This window comes from Bacteroides neonati (assembly GCF_000499785.1).
Lineage (GTDB): Bacteria > Bacteroidota > Bacteroidia > Bacteroidales > Bacteroidaceae > Bacteroides > Bacteroides neonati.
Genome location: NZ_HG726020.1, coordinates 194,413 through 211,784 on the forward strand (window position 1 = coordinate 194,413; position 17,372 = coordinate 211,784).

The 17,372-nt window shown below is 42.7% G+C and carries 15 protein-coding genes and 1 riboswitch; of the genes, 4 read left to right on the plus strand and 11 right to left on the minus strand.

Going from position 1 to position 17,372, the window contains the following annotated elements; all coding sequences use genetic code 11:
• Positions 1-197 precede the first annotated feature (197 nt).
• Positions 198-1,145, plus strand: coding sequence for a DUF5106 domain-containing protein (locus tag TY03_RS03930; RefSeq protein ID WP_042367621.1), 948 nt, complete (start codon positions 198-200; stop codon positions 1,143-1,145).
• Positions 1,146-1,545: 400 nt separating this feature from the next.
• Positions 1,546-1,752, plus strand: a riboswitch (cobalamin riboswitch).
• Between the two features lie 166 nt (positions 1,753-1,918).
• Here TY03_RS03930 and gadC read toward each other — a convergent pair.
• Together gadC and TY03_RS03940 are read right to left on the minus strand one after the other, a co-directional pair.
• Positions 1,919-3,436: a putative glutamine/gamma-aminobutyrate antiporter GadC gene (gene gadC, locus TY03_RS03935; RefSeq protein WP_042367623.1), complete on the minus strand. Its 1,518-nt coding sequence runs from the start codon at positions 3,434-3,436 to the stop codon at positions 1,919-1,921.
• Between the two features lie 66 nt (positions 3,437-3,502).
• Positions 3,503-5,251, minus strand: a complete 1,749-nt coding sequence (locus TY03_RS03940) for a pyridoxal phosphate-dependent decarboxylase family protein (protein WP_081713039.1) — start codon at positions 5,249-5,251, stop codon at positions 3,503-3,505.
• 395 nt (positions 5,252-5,646) lie between these two features.
• Between TY03_RS03940 and TY03_RS03945 the strand changes: the two genes are divergently transcribed.
• The gene (locus tag TY03_RS03945; RefSeq protein WP_042367624.1) at positions 5,647-7,020 is read left to right on the plus strand and encodes a tryptophanase; all 1,374 of its coding nucleotides are present in this window, start codon (positions 5,647-5,649) and stop codon (positions 7,018-7,020) included.
• 102 nt (positions 7,021-7,122) lie between these two features.
• Here the strand turns inward: TY03_RS03945 and TY03_RS03950 are convergent, their stop codons facing one another.
• The 4 genes from TY03_RS03950 to mutY form a co-directional block, all read right to left on the minus strand.
• Positions 7,123-7,767 carry a 4'-phosphopantetheinyl transferase family protein gene (locus TY03_RS03950; protein WP_042369111.1) on the minus strand — a complete coding sequence of 215 codons (645 nt, stop codon included), beginning with the start codon at positions 7,765-7,767 and terminating at the stop codon, positions 7,123-7,125.
• Positions 7,768-7,782: 15 nt separating this feature from the next.
• The gene (locus tag TY03_RS03955; RefSeq protein WP_042367626.1) at positions 7,783-9,123 is read right to left on the minus strand and encodes a gliding motility-associated protein GldE; all 1,341 of its coding nucleotides are present in this window, start codon (positions 9,121-9,123) and stop codon (positions 7,783-7,785) included.
• A 119-nt stretch (positions 9,124-9,242) separates the two neighbouring features.
• Positions 9,243-9,677: a single-stranded DNA-binding protein gene (locus TY03_RS03960; protein WP_042367628.1), complete on the minus strand. Its 435-nt coding sequence runs from the start codon at positions 9,675-9,677 to the stop codon at positions 9,243-9,245.
• Between the two features lie 73 nt (positions 9,678-9,750).
• Positions 9,751-10,791: an A/G-specific adenine glycosylase gene (gene mutY, locus TY03_RS03965; protein WP_042367631.1), complete on the minus strand. Its 1,041-nt coding sequence runs from the start codon at positions 10,789-10,791 to the stop codon at positions 9,751-9,753.
• A 201-nt stretch (positions 10,792-10,992) separates the two neighbouring features.
• Between mutY and TY03_RS03970 the strand changes: the two genes are divergently transcribed.
• Positions 10,993-11,268, plus strand: coding sequence for an HU family DNA-binding protein (locus tag TY03_RS03970; RefSeq protein ID WP_042367632.1), 276 nt, complete (start codon positions 10,993-10,995; stop codon positions 11,266-11,268).
• A gap of 279 nt (positions 11,269-11,547) precedes the next feature.
• A complete protein-coding gene (locus TY03_RS03975) occupies positions 11,548-13,122 on the plus strand; it encodes an Rne/Rng family ribonuclease (RefSeq protein ID WP_042367635.1) in 1,575 nt (524 codons plus the stop codon).
• 59 nt (positions 13,123-13,181) lie between these two features.
• Here TY03_RS03975 and TY03_RS03980 read toward each other — a convergent pair whose 3' ends face one another.
• Genes TY03_RS03980 through TY03_RS04000 form a run of 5 tightly spaced genes read right to left on the minus strand, consistent with a single transcriptional unit; the run spans position 13,182 to position 17,367 of the window.
• Positions 13,182-13,886, minus strand: a complete 705-nt coding sequence (locus TY03_RS03980; protein ID WP_230201890.1) for an HAD family hydrolase — start codon at positions 13,884-13,886, stop codon at positions 13,182-13,184.
• 2 nt (positions 13,887-13,888) lie between these two features.
• Positions 13,889-14,881, minus strand: coding sequence for a lysylphosphatidylglycerol synthase transmembrane domain-containing protein (locus tag TY03_RS03985; protein WP_042367637.1), 993 nt, complete (start codon positions 14,879-14,881; stop codon positions 13,889-13,891).
• The gene (locus TY03_RS03990; protein ID WP_042367638.1) at positions 14,878-15,795 is read right to left on the minus strand and encodes a CDP-alcohol phosphatidyltransferase family protein; all 918 of its coding nucleotides are present in this window, start codon (positions 15,793-15,795) and stop codon (positions 14,878-14,880) included. The genes TY03_RS03985 and TY03_RS03990 overlap by 4 nt, the downstream gene beginning before the upstream one ends.
• Positions 15,788-16,657 carry a hypothetical protein gene (locus tag TY03_RS03995; RefSeq protein ID WP_042367639.1) on the minus strand — a complete coding sequence of 290 codons (870 nt, stop codon included), beginning with the start codon at positions 16,655-16,657 and terminating at the stop codon, positions 15,788-15,790. Before TY03_RS03995 ends, TY03_RS03990 begins: the two co-directional genes overlap by 8 nt.
• Positions 16,654-17,367 carry a nucleotidyltransferase family protein gene (locus TY03_RS04000; protein ID WP_042367640.1) on the minus strand — a complete coding sequence of 238 codons (714 nt, stop codon included), beginning with the start codon at positions 17,365-17,367 and terminating at the stop codon, positions 16,654-16,656. Before TY03_RS04000 ends, TY03_RS03995 begins: the two co-directional genes overlap by 4 nt.
• Between the last annotated feature and the right edge of the window lie 5 nt (positions 17,368-17,372).

Below are 17,372 nucleotides of genomic sequence, written 5' to 3' on the forward strand. Positions count from 1 at the left end.
CGCTGATATGGTATTTTCTCTACCCAAAAACACCACTATTACGGTATATTCGCCGGTCTTATCCATAGATGATAGCCCGTGATAACCAATTCATTAAAAAAAGGGATAAGCAAAAGCAGAAAATAAAAGTTCCCACAGAGAATGGCGAAAAATAAAAATATTGCCTTATATTTGTATCCATTCAAAAACCTCAAACAATGATAACAACAGCCAAATACATCTCATTCGCAATAGCAATATGTCTTTGCTCTTGTAAAAGCGGAAATGCTTCGCAACAAGAAAATAGTGTTCAACAAGACACCATTAGACAATTTACCTTACCATCTATCCCTACCATGATGACGGAACCCGAACAAAGAGCCGAGTTCTTGGTCAAGCACTATTGGGATAACATCAACTTTGCAGATACCAACTATATCCATCACCCGGAAGTAACAGAACAGGGTTGGGCCGATTACTGTGATATACTCAATCATGTACCGCTGCAAACGGCACAGGCAGCCATAAAGCAAACAATGACCCGCACCGAGGCCAACAAGAAAGTGTATACGTATATGACCGAATTGGCAGACAAATATCTATACGACCCTAACTCGCCCATGCGCAACGAGGAATTCTATATCCCGGTGCTCGAAGCAATGGTTGCTTCTCCCGTACTTGACGAAACGGAAAAGATACGCCCGCAGGCTCGGTTAGAGCTGGCTCAAAGAAACCGCAAAGGAAGCAAAGCACTTGACTTTACCTATACCGAAGCATCTGGAAAACAAGGTAGTCTTTATGGAATAAAGGCCGTATACACACTCCTGTTCATCAACAACCCCGGTTGCCACGCCTGTGCCGAAACGATAGAGGCACTTAAAAACTCCTCCATCATCAACAAGCTGATGGCAGATAAGAAATTAACAGTACTGGCTCTTTATCCCGATGAAGAACTAGATGAGTGGAAAAAACACCTGAAAGATTTTCCTACCGAATGGATCAGCGGATACGATAAAAAGCTAACCTTGAAAACGGAGAACCGGTACGATCTTAGGGCCATCCCTACATTGTACTTGCTCGATAAAAATAAGATGGTGTTATTGAAAGATGCCCCAACAAAGGCTGTTGAGGAATATTTGACGCTACATCATTCACTGGAACAATAAGCGAAGTTACCAAATACGCAAGCATCTCTGATTTTTTGAAACCGATCACCTCGTCCAAAAAAAGTTTTGAGATAAAATAATGACAGGCAACTAGCTCGAAGAGAATCTAATTAAAACACTCATTACGAGCCATTAAGAAAACATATCCGACGAATATTACATCGTACTTTTTCTTCTAACCAAGAGTATCATTTTAACACTGTGTTAAGTACGTATTTTTGGCAGTAAGAAGTACGTACTCTTTTATACCAAAAGAACGTATTCTCATTGAGAAAGAAAGAGAATAGAAAAAGTTATTAACATTGTTAAAAGATAATAGGTAGTCAAAGTAGCGCAGAAAGTACTTAGAGTTGATAGAAATAATTTTCTTGTATTTTATTTGTAAGTTCTGATAATCTTTCTATCTTTGTGGTGCATTGGTTTGCTATCGCTTGTTTCGAACGATAGCAATTAAAAGGGAATCAGGTGTAAATCCTGAACAGTCCCGCTGCTGTAAGTTTCAATCAGATGTTATGAGCTTATCTCCTATTTGCCACTGGAAGAGATTCCGGGAAGGCGCTCACTAACAGAAACAAGTCAGAAGACCTGCCATGTAACTATCATTTTCATTGCTTTCGAGGAAAAAGCGCTGAGTCTAATGAACCGGATAATTTCTATCCATCATTTCATTCATCCATTTCATTCAAAGAAAGTAACTTTCTAAAAATAAACTCTGCCAAGTTTATTCGAATGTCCGGTCGAAGTGATTTCGCCCGGACATTTTTAGTAATAAGCTATTTCAATTTGGAGACTTCGGAAGGTTTACGACCTTCCAGTTCCCAATCGAACGGTTCGAAGGTAGATTGCGGATTCTTCCAACTCTTTTTTCTGAAAGCTTCGACAATAAAAGGAACCGATGCAAATACAATCACACCTACAATTAAAATGCTGACATATACAACCGGACTTCCTGTCGATATCTGACTAGGAGGAATGAAACTAACCAACAAAGCCAGCAAGGCACCGCTAATTCCAATCAAACTGACAATCCAGATTCCCCAATTGCCACCGGGTATTTTAAATGGGCGCAATTTGTCGGGCTGGGTATAACGAAGACGGAGAGCCGAAACGTAGACAGCAATAACCGCAATCAAATAAATAACCGTAGCCAGTTGGTTCAATATCTGGTAGGCCGATTGTACCGAAGGTAGTAAGGTAAGTACGAAGGTGAGCAATGTAACAACCGCCCCTTGAACGAGTAAAATCGGAGCTTGAACTCCTTTGGCATTGACACGTTGCAAAGAACCCGGCAAATATCCAGCACGCCCTACAGCAAGAAGGCCTGTCGACGGACCTGCAATAATAACCATCACCTGACCTAACACACCGAATGCCAACATAACAGCCATCACATTGCCCAGCCAAGGCACTCCCAACACATCCCACAAAGAGCGATAAGCTACGAGAAGACTTTGAGTCAAACTAATGTTCTTTTCGGGAACGACTACACCAACAGCCAGCGTTGCAAGCACAAAAATGGAAACAATGACCGCAGCAGCTATAAATAGGGCTTTGGTATAATCTTTGGCGGGATTTCTTAAATCCTGCACATGAACCGCATTCATCTCTAACCCGCCATAGAACAGGAAGATAGAGGCAGCCAACACTACATTGCCAAACTGGGTGAAGTCCGGAAAGAAAGTCTGGTCGGTAGGCAGCTCGATGGTCTTGCCCATAATGACATAAACAAGACCTAAAAGAATCAAGATACCACCCGGTATAATCGTACCGATCATTCCGCAAGCAGCGCTCATTTTGGTTGCCGAACCAATGCCTCGTTTAAGGGTCATCCAAGTGGCCAACCAATAGAAGGAGAGTAAGACAATGATCGAATACCATTTATTACTGGCCAAGTGTGCATCGAAGCTTTCGGGCGACCAAATATAAGCAATGGCTACACCACCGAAAATCAATACGGTAGGGAACCAGATAACCAGTGTCTGCCACTCCCAATAAAGGGTAGCAAAACCCATTTTAGGACCGAACGCCTCGCCTACCCATCTAAACAGCCCACCGCTTTTGGTAAAGGTGGAAGCTAACTCGGCACATACCAATGCAAACGGTATCAAGAAAACAACCGCAGCAAAAACATAATAAAAAATAGATGTAATTCCAAATTCGGCCTGCGAAGGAAGACCGCGTAAACTAACAATGGTGGTGATAATCATGACCGCCATCGTTCCCATACTTATTTTTGCGCCCGAAGTAATGCCACCTTTGAGCGGCGCATTTTTATTTGTATTATCTTTCATACTATCAAAATTTAAAAGAGGCAAAAGAAGTTGTCTTCTCTTACCTCCTTTTATTATGTGTACTAATTATATAAATTCTTTCATCACTTCATCGCGGGCAGCCAGTACACAATCAACTGTATGCTTCATTATTTCGGAAGTTACAAACACATTCATCGGATAAGCCTTCAGGGCATAGACCATCGCCTCCGAATCAGAACCATCGCCATTGTAACTGGCCGTTCTGAATCCGGTACTGTAAGACATATGGGGAGTAAACTGTCCGTTGACTTTTTTACCATTCAAGTACCACTCGAACAATTTTTCGCCAATAGCAGCAGTGAGTTGATTGTTTCTTATCAAATCGGCACGGAAAGCGGGGTCCGAAACTTCTTTCCGATATTGTACTTCTGCATCGACACCTTCGGGATATACCCGGAACAGAGCGATGAAACCGGTATTGTCGGGATCGACACAAACCATCTGAGGATGCTCATGTATCAGGTTGTGCAAATAGTAACGCACCTCGAGAATACCGCCCAGGATGGATTGCAAACCTTCGAGTCCGAAATATTTCAACGTAGCCCAACCGGCCAAAGAGCCCGCAGCACTTCTGGATACCTCAAGTGTGTAATACATCGGGTTATACGGAGTGACTTCCTGCAAATAAGCATAGCTTCCGCGTCTTAGAATAGACTCGAACTCGGCCGAATCTCTGTAGACGAAACAACTGCTGGCATAAGGAGCCCAGCCGAACTTATGGAAATCAACCCCAATAGCGTCGGCATAATGAATCCCTTTAATGATCGACAGGTTCTTCTTTATAACGGTCAACACCTCTTGAGAGAATCCCAACGGATTTGCATCAAAATCGTAGTTCTTAAAAACAATCCACGACCAACCGGCCACTGCATCGGCATAAAGCAATGCTTTGCCGTATCCTTTGGGGTTTGGATACTTATCTAAAAGTGTACGTACTTCGGCAATAGGATCAAATACGCTTGCATCTGTAGTACCCATGGTACAAATAATGGAAGCGACGGGAATTCCGTTGGCAGTAAGCTCTTTCAGTTTATCTTCGAGCAAAGAGAGGCTCATCTGATTTGTTTCAGGATCGGTAGGTATCTGAATTACATTATCCATTCCTAAACCACCCCAATCGGTACAATTATCTTTGCAATAATGGGCTTGTGTTGAGCAAATAACTTTAGCATCGGTTCGAACGCCTTTGGTTCTGGATTCGGGAAGCACACGCGATAAAGCATACTTCAAACCATAAAACCAACATCCGCTACCGCCATAGGTATATACACAACCGGTATCTTTACTACTCCATCCAAATAAGTCGCCCAACATGCCGGCCGATTCCAACTCTGCCTTATGCACATTCCAGGCATATTCGCCTTCGATGATATTGGGCATGTAGATAAGCGGAAGAATAGATGCGATGATGCTTGCCGTGTTAGGCTGTGGCCAAACATTGGCCATTGTCAAGGGGCTAGAAACATTGGGCATACCTTGGAACAAATTAACCGCATCGGCAATTACATCATCTAAGTTACCCGGGTGTTGCTGAATCTTAACATTCTTCACTTCCGGATACGTGTATGCCAATGAGGGATTAGATCCAAGGTAAGCAGGTCCATTCTGTTCTGGTTTCAACTGATCGATTAATTCAATAGCTTTCTCAATAGCTTTAGCGAGAGGGTCATTACTACTCTTGAAAGGTGAGGGAAATTCACTTGTCATTACCTTTCTGTACTTTGCCCAGCTAGGGGCATCTTTTGCTAATTGGTCATTCGCCAAAATAGCATCCATGTTGTTTTTCTGTTCCATGATTTATTACTTAAATTTCATGCTATCTAAAACAGTCCCAAATTTCTAAAAGTTTCAAAAACATCCATTATAGTCATAAGATTAACGTTATTAATCCTTTATTTCACTTAGTTTAGGCGAAAAAATAATCAAAAAGAAAGATATATAGCATTTCAAACAAAATAATTTGTATAATAATATAATCAACACAACTATTCTGATACTTACGCAAAGAGATAGCTAAAACATCTAGGAACGAGAAAGATAACAGCATTAAAAAATTAAAAGAATTGGTCACATAAAGATAAAAAGATAGTCATTTAAGATATATTATACAAAATAATAAGTAAATTTGGCAGAAAACAAGGGAGTTTTTCCCTCTTGCTAACAAAATGTTATACCTAAAATTTAAAATCATGGAACTACCTTTTGCCGAATCATGGAAGATAAAAATGATAGAACCCATCCGTAAAAGTACTCGTGAAGAACGGGAACAATGGATAAAAGAGGCTTACTACAATGTTTTTCAGCTACGTTCGGAACAAGTTTATATCGATTTAATTACAGACTCCGGAACCGGATCCATGAGCGACCGCCAATGGGCCGGAATGATGATTGGAGATGAAAGCTATGCCGGTGCTTCTTCTTTCTTTAAACTCAAAGAGATGATTACCCGATTAACGGGGTTCGACTATGTAATCCCTACACATCAAGGGCGTGCAGCAGAAAATGTACTCTTTTCGTATTTGGTACATGCAAACGAGGTAATACCCGGAAACTCGCACTTCGACACAACCAAAGGACATATTGAAGGGCGGAAAGCCATCGCTTTGGACTGCACTATCGACGAAGCCAAACAAACGCAGCTCGAAATACCTTTCAAAGGCAATGTAGATCCTGCCAAATTGGAGAAAGCCTTGCAGCAATATGCCGACCGGATACCTTTCATTATCGTTACCATCACCAACAATACAGCGGGCGGACAGCCGGTATCCATGCAAAATCTTCGCGAAGTACGAGCCATTGCCGACAAATACCATAAACCGGTTCTTTTCGATTCGGCTCGTTTTGCAGAAAATGCGTATTTTATTAAAACCCGCGAAAAAGGCTATGCGCATAAAAGCATCAAAGAAATCACACACGAAATGTTCGATCTGGCCGACGGAATGACCATGAGTGCCAAGAAAGACGGAATTGTAAACATGGGCGGGTTTATCGCTACCCGCCGCAAAGATTGGTTTGACGGAGCCAAAGGTTATTGTGTACAATTTGAAGGCTATCTTACTTACGGAGGTATGAACGGACGCGACATGAATGCTTTGGCTATCGGACTGGACGAGAACACCGAGTTCGACAATCTGGAGACGCGTATCCGCCAGGTAGCATACTTGGCTTCTAAATTGGATGAGTACGGTATCCCGTACCAACGGCCGGCCGGAGGACATGCTATCTTTGTAGATGCACCCAAGGTACTGACGTGCGTACCCAAAGAAGAATTCCCGGCACAAACGCTGACCATTGAGTTGTATCTGGAGGCGGGTATTCGTGGCTGTGAGATAGGTTATCTACTAGCCGACCGCGATCCTATTACGCGCGAAAATCGCTTCAACGGGCTCGATCTGTTACGTCTTGCCATTCCTCGTCGGGTGTATACCGACAACCACATGAATGTAATTGCCGCAGCATTGAAAAATGTATTTGATCGAAGAGAGAGTATCACGCGCGGTGTGCGTATTGCATGGGAAGCACCACTGATGAGGCATTTCACAGTACAATTGGAACGCTTATAATTGAAACGGAGGGATACCCGAACTCTCATTTTAACAAGACAAGCCCTGCTACGGGAATTTGTGGCAGGGCTTGTTTCGTGTATTAAGTGGTATAACACACTATCATTTTATTGTTTGTATGCCTGCACACCAAGTGAGCACAAAGTCGGCATGAATTTGATAATGTATTAGAAAAGATCGTTTTAAATCGGTTCGATACTCACAAGATTGAAATTCGCCCTGCGAACTTACAGCGAAAGGAAATATGCGTAAATGCTCTCTAAAGTCAACTTCAGAAGCGTTCATACACTTGAACATCACCTCCTTGGCCGACCAATGCAGAAGCAACGGCCAGGTGGAATCATCATTGTAAGGCGTTGCCACTTCATCATCTCTCATAAACTTGTGCGCAACTTTATGAATGCGCGGTCCATACTGCTCAATATCAATCCCGACTTCCGAAACGGTGCTAAGAATAACAGCTACATACCCTTTCGTATGAGAGATACTGATAAAGTAAGAATGATCGACAAGATAAGGCTTTCCACTGGGTTCATAAGCAATTTCGACTGTTTTGCCCAATAGCTGATAGAGCAGTACACGCACTGAAAGCCATTCGAGCTTGCGATGCAGCGCAGTAAAACGCTCCAAACCATCCTCATAGGGTTCGCGGGTAGGCAATAGCGCAAGTAGCTCTTCGACGGACTCGTCCATCTTCCAGACTCCCCATCGAACCGTATCTTCTATACGATCTACATAAATAGCCATAAGCAGTATCTGCAATTACTCTGCAACCGGAGCAGAGGGAATGGTTGAAAACTTAACTTTCAATATACGACGGTTATCCATAGCCAATACTTCAAATTCATAGCCATGATACACCACCTTTTCGTGAAGCAGAGGAAACTCACCTTTAATTTCAAGAAGTAAACCCGCCAACGTATCGGCATCACCGGATATCTTATCAAAATCATTTTCATCTACCCGCGTTATTTTATAAAAATCGCTCAACTGAGTCTTGGCTTCAAAAATCCAGGTATGATCATTGAGCACTACATGGGTACGCTCTTCGTCATCGTACTCATCATGAATCTCACCGACAATCTCTTCAATAATATCCTCCATAGTAACAATACCCGAGGTACCTCCAAACTCATCAACGACAATGGCTATGTGAATTTTATTGGCTTGGAAGTCGCGTAAGAGATCGTCGATCATCTTGGTTTCGGGTACAAAGTAAGCCGGACGAATCAATGACTGCCAACGGAAACTGTCTCCTTTGTTGACGTGTGGCAATAGGTCTTTAATGTAAAGTACCCCCTTAATATTATCTCTAGACCCGGCATAAATAGGAATACGCGAATAGGTGTTCTCGACAATGCATAGCATCACCTCCTTGAAGGAAGCGCGAATATCAAGATCGACTACATCTAAGCGCGAAGTCATCACTTCCTTGGCCGTTTCGCCACCAAAACGAATAATGCCTTCGAGAATATTATTCTCTTCGGTAAGCTCGGTTTTATCAGTTAATTCAAGGGCTTGCGACAGCTCATCAACAGATATATTATGATTCTTACGAGCCACATGCCTGTTTAAAAAAGTAGTAGACTGCACCAACAGATAAGACAACGGGCGAAACAGCTTACGCAAGACATAAATGCCGGGAGCAGCAAAACGACAAAAGGCCAATGTTTTTTGTGCAGAATAAATTTTAGGCATTATTTCACCAAAAAGTAACAATAAGAACGTTAGAATAACGGTCATAATCAGGAACTCCGCCAAAATGGACGTGAACTGAAATACTTGCAAAAAGAAAAAGTTGCAAAGCATAATGATCGTTACATTCACAAAGTTATTGGTAATGAGAACGGTCGCTAAAAGATACTCTGAGTCATTCAGCAAATGGCTGATCTTTTCGTCGGAAGGGTGATTACGTGCTTCAATATCATTACGATCGGAAGGAGAAAGAGAGAAAAAGGCGATTTCTGATGCTGAGGCAAAGCCAGAAGCAAATAAAAGCAAACCAGCCAGGATAATGGCTACTATTGCTGAAAAAGAAGGTGTGGTTACGGTTATACCGTTGAAAACATCTGCCAACTGGCTTAAATAAGAGTCCGGGTCCAAAATTGTGGTTTTTAGTTAAACAATCGGGACAATTGACGATTGATCACTGAAGGTTGGCTATAAACAGTGCTATTATTGCGCACTGTAATCGGTAACCGCCAGTGATCAATGATCAATTGTTAAAACGGTAAATCATCTGTAGGGTTACTCTGTGATGGAGCAGCCTGAGGTTGTTGTGGTTGAGCTGGAGCAGTAGGTTGAGCAGTAGGTGCAGAGGCTCCTTTAGGAGTCAGCATTTCCATATTGTCAACAAAGATCTCTGTTACATAGCGTTTTGCACCCGATTGATCATCGTATGAACGGGTTCTTATTTTTCCTTCTACGTAAAGCTTGTCTCCTTTATGAACATATTTTTCGGCTGTTTCGGCCAAACCACGCCACAATACCAAATTGTGCCATTCGGTTTTTTCGGGAACTTGTGTTCCATTGGCCAACGTATATGCCCGATCGGTTGTTGCCAACGAGAGGGTTGCTACTGCAATACCTGTATCCAAGTATCTTACCTCGGGATCGCGCCCAACATTTCCTAACAATATAACCTTATTCACTGACATATCATTCTGTTTTAGTTGATTTTGGGTCAAAATTAAACAGAAATATCACATAATCCAAAAAATGAGCCAACTATTATACATATTTCTCGATATAGGCATGCAGCAAACGAGAGACTGCATATTGCTCCAGTTCGGTGCTTTTAATACGCTGATAGGCCGAAAAAGAAAGTGAAGATTCGGGCAAAACAACCTCGTAAAAGTTAGCATAAATAACTCGGTGAGACAAGACATGCTTGACATCCCGACAAACGGAACGAACCACAGGCTTGTCGCCCTTGGCAAACAAAGCTTTAAATTCGGGCAATGCAAGGAAGGCTTCTTCCGAAATAGCTGTGGTTGTTTCGATCAACGGAAACTCGAATAAATTGGTCCAAATATCTTTTCCGGTACGTTTTTGTATATAAGTATACTCGCCCGTGCGCACGTGTATATAGTTAAAGTAACGATTAGTTGTTTTCGTTTTATGTTGCTTCACGGGAAGTTGAGCTACCAATCCTTTCGAAAGGGCAGAACAAGAATCAACCAACGGGCAGAACAGGCAATTGGGCGACATAGGTGTACACTGCATGGCTCCAAAGTCCATGATGGCCTGATTATAAGTAGCCGGATCCGACCGATCGAGCATCTCATCGGCCAAAGCAGCAAACAGCTTTTTGCCCTGAGTAGAATCAATGGGCGTATCAATACCCAGATAGCGCGAAAGTACCCGGTACACATTACCATCAACTACCGCATAAGGCATATCATAGGCAAAAGAGCAGATAGCTGCAGCAGTGTACTCTCCTACCCCTTTGAGGGCAAGTACTTCGGGATAGGTTTTCGGGAAAACACCATTCATGCTTTTAGCGGCCGCATGTAAGTTGCGTGCACGTGAATAATAGCCCAACCCTTGCCAAAACTTCATCACCTCATCTTCCTCGGCATCGGCAAGTGTCTGTACATCCGGAAATCGCTCCACGAAGCGAAGAAAATAATCATACCCTTGCGCTACACGGGTCTGTTGAAGGATAATTTCAGAGATCCAAATAAGATATGGATCGGAGGATTCTCGCCAAGGAAGTTCGCGTTTATATTCTTTATACCAATTTACTATTGTCTTGCTGAAAGTATTCATTATACGTATTTATAGTCTATCTGTGAGTAGTATTAAGTTCCACTTCGGCAAAAGTAGCTGTTTTCGGTCTAAGAAAGCTTAAGAATGAGACTTTTTTCGAAAATTGTTCAGAATATATTTTTTTGAGAGCCTAAAAAGCCATATATTTGCAGTCCGAAAAATTAGCTAGAACATAAGTAATAATATTTTTTTTAAGGAAAAATGACTAAAGCAGATATCGTAAACGAAATTACAAAGAGTACGGGTATTGACAAAGCAACAGTATTGTCAACAGTTGAGGCATTTATGGATGCAGTGAAAGATTCTCTTTCTAAAGACGAAAATGTATACCTCCGCGGGTTCGGAAGCTTCGTAGTAAAGAAAAGAGCTCAAAAAACAGCTCGTAATATTTCAAAAAATACTACGATCATTATCCCCGAGCACAACATCCCAGCCTTTAAGCCGGCTAAGACGTTTACAATCTCGGTAAAGAAATAATAAACAAGAGTATTAACCCTATAAAATTTTGAAGCTATGCCAAGCGGAAAGAAAAAGAAAAGACATAAAATGTCAACGCACAAGCGTAAAAAAAGACTAAGAAAGAACAGACATAAAAGCAAAAAATAACTTTTAGTCTAACCTCTGGACAGAAATTAAAGAACAAACTTGTGAAGCGAATGTCTTTCGAGTTTGTTCTTTGTTTAAATGCCCAACACAAATGAACAATTAGCCCATTTTTTTGTTCATTTTTCAAACTTAAATAATTAGGAAACAACTGTGACAAGCGAACTAGTAGTAGACGTACAACCCAAAGAAGTATCCATCGCCCTGCTTGAAGACAAGAGCTTGGTGGAACTTCAAAGCGAAGGAAGAAACATCTCCTTTTCTGTGGGTAACATTTATTTAGGCCGTGTCAAGAAATTGATGCCCGGACTGAATGCCTGTTTTGTGGATGTCGGTTACGAGAAAGATGCTTTCCTTCATTATTTAGACCTGGGTCCTAAATTTAACTCACTCGAAAAGTTCGTAAAGCAAACGTTAAGCGACAAAAAAAAGCTAAACCCCATTACGAAAGCAACCATACTTCCCGAACTTGACAAGGATGGCACGATTGCCAACACATTAAAGGTCGGACAAGAAGTAGTGGTGCAAATTGTAAAGGAACCTATTTCAACAAAAGGGCCACGATTAACTTCCGAAATTTCATTTGCAGGAAGATATCTGGTTTTAATACCTTTCGATGATAAGGTTTCTGTTTCTCAAAAAATTAAATCGAGCGAAGAACGCGCACGACTCAAACAACTGCTCATGAGCATCAGGCCGAAAAACTTCGGTGTTATCGTTCGTACAGTAGCAGAAGGGAAGCGCGTAGCCGAACTCGACGGAGAGCTTAAGGTACTGCTTAAACACTGGGAAGAAAGCATCGTGAAGGTGCAGAAAGTCACCAAGTATCCAACACTGATTTTTGAGGAAACAAGCCGTGCGGTAGGATTACTACGCGACCTGTTCAACCCATCGTTCGAAAATATATACGTCAATAACGAGGCTGTATATAATGAAATCAGAGACTACGTGACGCTAATCGCCCCGGAACGGGAAGGAATTGTGAAACTGTACAAAGGTTCACTTCCTATTTACGACAATTTTGGAATCACCAAGCAGATCAAATCTTCTTTTGGTAAAACCATCTCTTACAAGAGTGGAGCCTACCTGATTATTGAGCACACTGAGGCGCTTCACGTAGTAGACGTGAACAGCGGTAACCGCACCAAGAATGCCAACGGACAGGAAGGTAACGCACTCGAAGTAAACATGGGAGCAGCCGATGAGCTGGCACGCCAATTGAGATTACGAGACATGGGAGGTATCATTGTTGTAGACTTCATCGATATGAATGAAGCCGAAAACCGTCAGAAGCTTTATGAACGCATGTGCGCCAATATGCAAAAAGACAGAGCAAGACACAACATCTTGCCTTTGAGCAAATTTGGACTGATGCAAATTACACGTCAAAGAGTACGTCCGGCGATGGATGTAAACACGATGGAAGATTGTCCGACCTGTTTTGGTAAAGGCAAAATCAAATCGTCTATTCTCTTTACAGACACCCTCGAGAGTAAAATTGATTATCTGGTCAACAAACTGAAGATAAAGAAATTCTCACTGCACGTCCATCCATACATTGCAGCTTATATCAATCAGGGATTAATGTCCCTGAAACGTAAGTGGCAACTTAAGTATGGATTTGGAATTAAGATCATACCCAGTCAGAAACTCGCCTTCTTAGAATATGTATTCTATGATACACACGGCGAAGAGATTGACATGAAAGAGGAGATCGAAATTAAGTAATTAGAAAGGCGGCTTTTACGTAAAGCCGCCTTTCTTTTGTCTATATGCTATCCGCGTGACTATAACAAAGGGGGAAGCTCTGCCAAGGAGATTATGCGGTTCACTCCGGGAACGGCTTCAGCCAACAGATCGGGACAACCCTGTACGACTTGACAACCCAGACTTAAGGCAGGTAATATGTCATTTTTCATTGAATCGCCTACCACTAATACCTCTTCCGGGTGATAGCCTTGCCTATCAAAAGAGAGCTTCCAAAGCTCCGGATCGGGTTTACGAATCCCTTCTATAGTAGAGTCTGTGAGGGAGACGAAATAAGAAGCAATCTCTAAGTCGGAAACTACCTTTTTCAAATTCCCATAATAATTGGACACAAGCAACAATGGATAGCGTTGCGAAAGCAAAGCAAGTACCGGCTGCGAAAGCTTCACGTAGTGTGAAGAGAAATCGGTCACCAAACGGGCTGCCTGTAAGGGTAACTTATTTTTATTTTCGGGCGTATCGGGCAATACTCCTCGTTCTATCAGGCTGTCAAACTGTAGTTGAGTCTTAAACAACTGGGTTTCGAACAAGGAGTGCGAGGGCTGCACCAATTGCAAAGACTCCATCATTCGTTCGGCATGAATATATGAGTCCCGAAAACGGTCTGCTGTCAAAGGCAAATGAAGTTCTTGGGTATATATACGCATATAGACATCCATCCAATGCATAAAAGGAGAATCAAGTGTTCCGCCAAAATCAAATGCGATAGCTTTTATATTCTTCATATTCATAATTTCTTGTTTCCTATTTTCATGAGAGCAAGCCCAATGACAATCCAAAACAGTTCGCGTACGCGAGTAATCAACGCCGTATATACACCAAAAGCACCCGATATGGAAAGTCCGCCTACAGCTAGGGCAAAACCTCCTTCGCGCCCTCCTAACTGCATGGGGAGGAAAAACAGCAGATTGGCCAATAAAGACGAGAAAGCAACAATCAGCACACAACTAACGAAGCTTACATGGGTTGTAAGCACATTCATAATGAGCCATACTTCGAGACAACTCACAACGCGTGCCACAAATTCAAGTGATAAAGCACCGTAAAAAGTGCTCTTACGCTGCTGATGCAACAATGCAATCTGGCTATCAATATTCTCTAATTTCTCTTTATGGGTTTGCGAAAAGCGGATAGCACGCTGCTTCAAAAAAGGGATATGACTGCCCAAACGAACACAGGCTACCGCCATACCGTTGCGATATCCTTTCACAAATACAATACTCAGCAACAAGCATAACACCGTGATAAGAGCCAGTACAACACCCATGCCCCAGCCTACCGGATAGAAACAAGCATAAATAGCAACTGAACTTAACCAAAGCCCAAAATGGGAGAAAATGTGCATCATCACATAAAGTATAACCGAAGAGCTGGCTCTCTCTACACCTAAATAAGGAGTAAGTTCCATAATACGATAAGGCTCTCCCCCCATTAGTCCAACAGGGGTAACGTAATTCAGCGCAAAGCCGGAAACAGTAAACTTATACAGTCGTGAGAAACTAAGCCCATTTGCAGGACCACTGCTGCGAATAATAACATACCACGAGAGTGTATTGATTAAGTAAACAAAAAGCCAAAGCAACAAGACTAAAGGCAGATAAATACCGGCACGCTCGAGATTGCCCAACAGCTCATCATAAGAGACATCAAACGTAAAAAGCATAATGATAACAGCAATGATACCGAATGCCAGAAAGAGGTTGCGAAAACGACTACTCATGCTACATTTTTTAATTTCTGATATAAATAGTTACTCCAAATCTCGTGCTTCCGGATCATGTAAATCAATAATCCATTCAGAACGGTTAGTTCAAAAACAAAATACAACCAAGGAAGATTGACGCAGATAGAAATAAAAAGCGCCACTACACGGGTATTGAAAGACAGAATATTCGTATACTTCATCAAAGGAAGGCTACCCGAGCGGAATTCCTGCCCGACGGCTGTTGGAATGGATTCTCCGTACTGAGCCCGTAATAACGCAAAGAAACGTTGGAAACGGGGTGAAAGTTGCTCCTGCGAATAAGTGTATCGGCTATAAAACCAGAGAAAGAGTTTTCTCACAAACTCTTTTTTCCAGGATAATGAGCGATAAATCTCCCACTGCCGAATCGAGTTGTCAAGCTCGCTACCCGACTTTCCTTTTAAAAAGAAAAGATGAATGTTTCGGTAATAATCGGCCATTGCCGCTTGCTTGCTATGACAAATACCTGCAGCAGCAGCCAGAATCCAAATCCATATCGACCATTGGGGCGTTAAGCGCAGACAGATAGCTACATAGATGGAGATGAACCAACAGTCGCCCGAAACACCGTCGAGCATTCGTCCCAGTTCCGACTTCTGTCCGGTCATTCGAGCCAACTGCCCATCAGCACTATCATACATATTGGCCCAAATGAGCAGTAGCATACCGACTACATTAATCCATAGGTTATTAAAATAAAAAAGAATACCCGCTGCAACTCCCAAAAAGATGGAAGCAATGGTAATGGTATTGGGAGTCACATTCAGTTTTCGAAAAAAAAGTGCCCAACGATATCCTATCGGACGGTAAAAAAGCAAATCGATCCACTCTTCCGTATCGGCCGATTTCAAGCTCGCTTGTAGGCCCGGATTGGTTGTTTTGTTATTCATATATCTGTGTTTTAACTTGATCCAAGATGGACTGCCCAATAGCGATGGCAGCCTCTTTGCGACAAGGAGCAAAGCTGGGCCAATCATTAAAGTCGATGATGCGGATGGTTCCATCGGGCGACACAATGCAATCGCCACCATAAACCTGTACTTGCAGCACCTTTGCAGCGGCATCGCACAGTTCTTTCAAATGATCGAGAGAGAACGGAATACCAGTGGGCGAACCGTTAATCTCCTCGAGACCGAACTTGCTGTGATGCCCGTCGTAAGGATAAAACCAATAAAAGAAATCCGTACCCGATACTCCGTAAAACTTAATCAGATCGCCTTCAAGATGACGATTGATAACCACTCGCCCGATTCCCCGCAGTGCGTATTCGGCCATCACTTCCTGCAACTCTTCGCAAGTGCGTACATACGATACGTCTTCGCGATGAATAGCATGAAAGTCGGCACGCTTTACCCAACAGGGTTCAAAAACGGGTTCTATCAAATAAGTCGGAATAGGATCGCTTGTATCCCACATCAAACTTTCGGGATGTGGAATCTGATTCTCTATCAACAAGGTAGTCATGCGTTCGCGGGTGCAGTTCTCAATACCATAAGCCGAGTTTACGGCAATGACTCCCCCTTGTTCGGCTTGTTGCAGATGCCGTACGGCTGCCTTGCTTCGCATCATGGTAAAAACGAACCTTTCGGACAGCGAATGTGCTAGAAACTCCTGTTCGGTATAATAGTTTACCTGATGCCCCGCTTCCATTAAGTAATGCCCGACAGCCATAAAGATAGCTGAATCATTCCCCACATGATTGGGCGAAAAGAGCGTATATCGCTGTATTCCTGCAAAAGTGATCGGTTTCATTGGCTGGTTGGCTTTGCTAAAAATTGTTCGGCTTTCTCCACGTCCGAGGCGTGGTCAATATCTATAATCTTCGAGAAGGGATAGGCATACATTCGCAAGCCCGCATCGACCAGATATTGCTGAAAGCCTCGCATACGCGAAACTCCGGCTTGCATAGCAGCCGGCAATAGGGACAGTGCACGTTGGCTTAAGCAGTAAATGCCTCCCGATATGTAACGAGAACCGGGATAGTCGGTGCTGCCATAACCCGTTATTTGCAAGTTGTCATCGGCATGCACATACAATGGTTTCTCATCATCAATAAAATCGGTGACAGCCATCAACGCATCCATCCGCTGATCGTTTACAAAGGCACGTATGTAATCGGCAAACTCCCGTTCGTGAAAGATAGGATCTACGGTAGTGAGGCAGAAGCCTCCTTCGCCTTGCAAATAAGGCATCAATTCGTAGAAACTATGAAACGAGTCGGGAGTCGATTTGATGACGATATGCAACGGAACAGGCAACTGTTGCCGCTCCAGAAAGCGACGCACTTCTTCCATCTCTTCATTAATAATGATGCAGATAGACTCTGCATCATTATCTAAAAAAACACGAAACAACCGTTCCAGTAAAGGCATCCCCGCCACACGAACCAGCGGCTTAGGAACTTGAATTCCTTCTGATACGAGGCGGGAGCCCTGTCCGGCTGCAATCAATGCATATTTCATTTTAA

Excerpts from the sequence above, each read along its gene's own strand:
- TY03_RS04000 (WP_042367640.1), bottom strand. The coding sequence starts at position 17,367 with ATGAAATATGCATTGATTGCAGCCGGACAGGGCTCCCGCCTCGTATCA.
- TY03_RS03970 (WP_042367632.1), top strand. The coding sequence starts at position 10,993 with ATGACTAAAGCAGATATCGTAAACGAAATTACAAAGAGTACGGGTATT.
- TY03_RS03930 (WP_042367621.1), top strand. The coding sequence starts at position 198 with ATGATAACAACAGCCAAATACATCTCATTCGCAATAGCAATATGTCTT.
- TY03_RS03960 (WP_042367628.1), bottom strand. The coding sequence starts at position 9,677 with ATGTCAGTGAATAAGGTTATATTGTTAGGAAATGTTGGGCGCGATCCC.
- TY03_RS03990 (WP_042367638.1), bottom strand. The coding sequence starts at position 15,795 with ATGAATAACAAAACAACCAATCCGGGCCTACAAGCGAGCTTGAAATCG.
- TY03_RS03980 (WP_230201890.1), bottom strand. The coding sequence starts at position 13,886 with ATGAAGAATATAAAAGCTATCGCATTTGATTTTGGCGGAACACTTGAT.
- mutY (WP_042367631.1), bottom strand. The coding sequence starts at position 10,791 with ATGAATACTTTCAGCAAGACAATAGTAAATTGGTATAAAGAATATAAA.
- TY03_RS03940 (WP_081713039.1), bottom strand. The coding sequence starts at position 5,251 with ATGGAACAGAAAAACAACATGGATGCTATTTTGGCGAATGACCAATTA.
- TY03_RS03995 (WP_042367639.1), bottom strand. The coding sequence starts at position 16,657 with ATGAAACCGATCACTTTTGCAGGAATACAGCGATATACGCTCTTTTCG.
- TY03_RS03985 (WP_042367637.1), bottom strand. The coding sequence starts at position 14,881 with ATGAGTAGTCGTTTTCGCAACCTCTTTCTGGCATTCGGTATCATTGCT.
- TY03_RS03945 (WP_042367624.1), top strand. The coding sequence starts at position 5,647 with ATGGAACTACCTTTTGCCGAATCATGGAAGATAAAAATGATAGAACCC.
- gadC (WP_042367623.1), bottom strand. The coding sequence starts at position 3,436 with ATGAAAGATAATACAAATAAAAATGCGCCGCTCAAAGGTGGCATTACT.
- TY03_RS03950 (WP_042369111.1), bottom strand. The coding sequence starts at position 7,767 with ATGGCTATTTATGTAGATCGTATAGAAGATACGGTTCGATGGGGAGTC.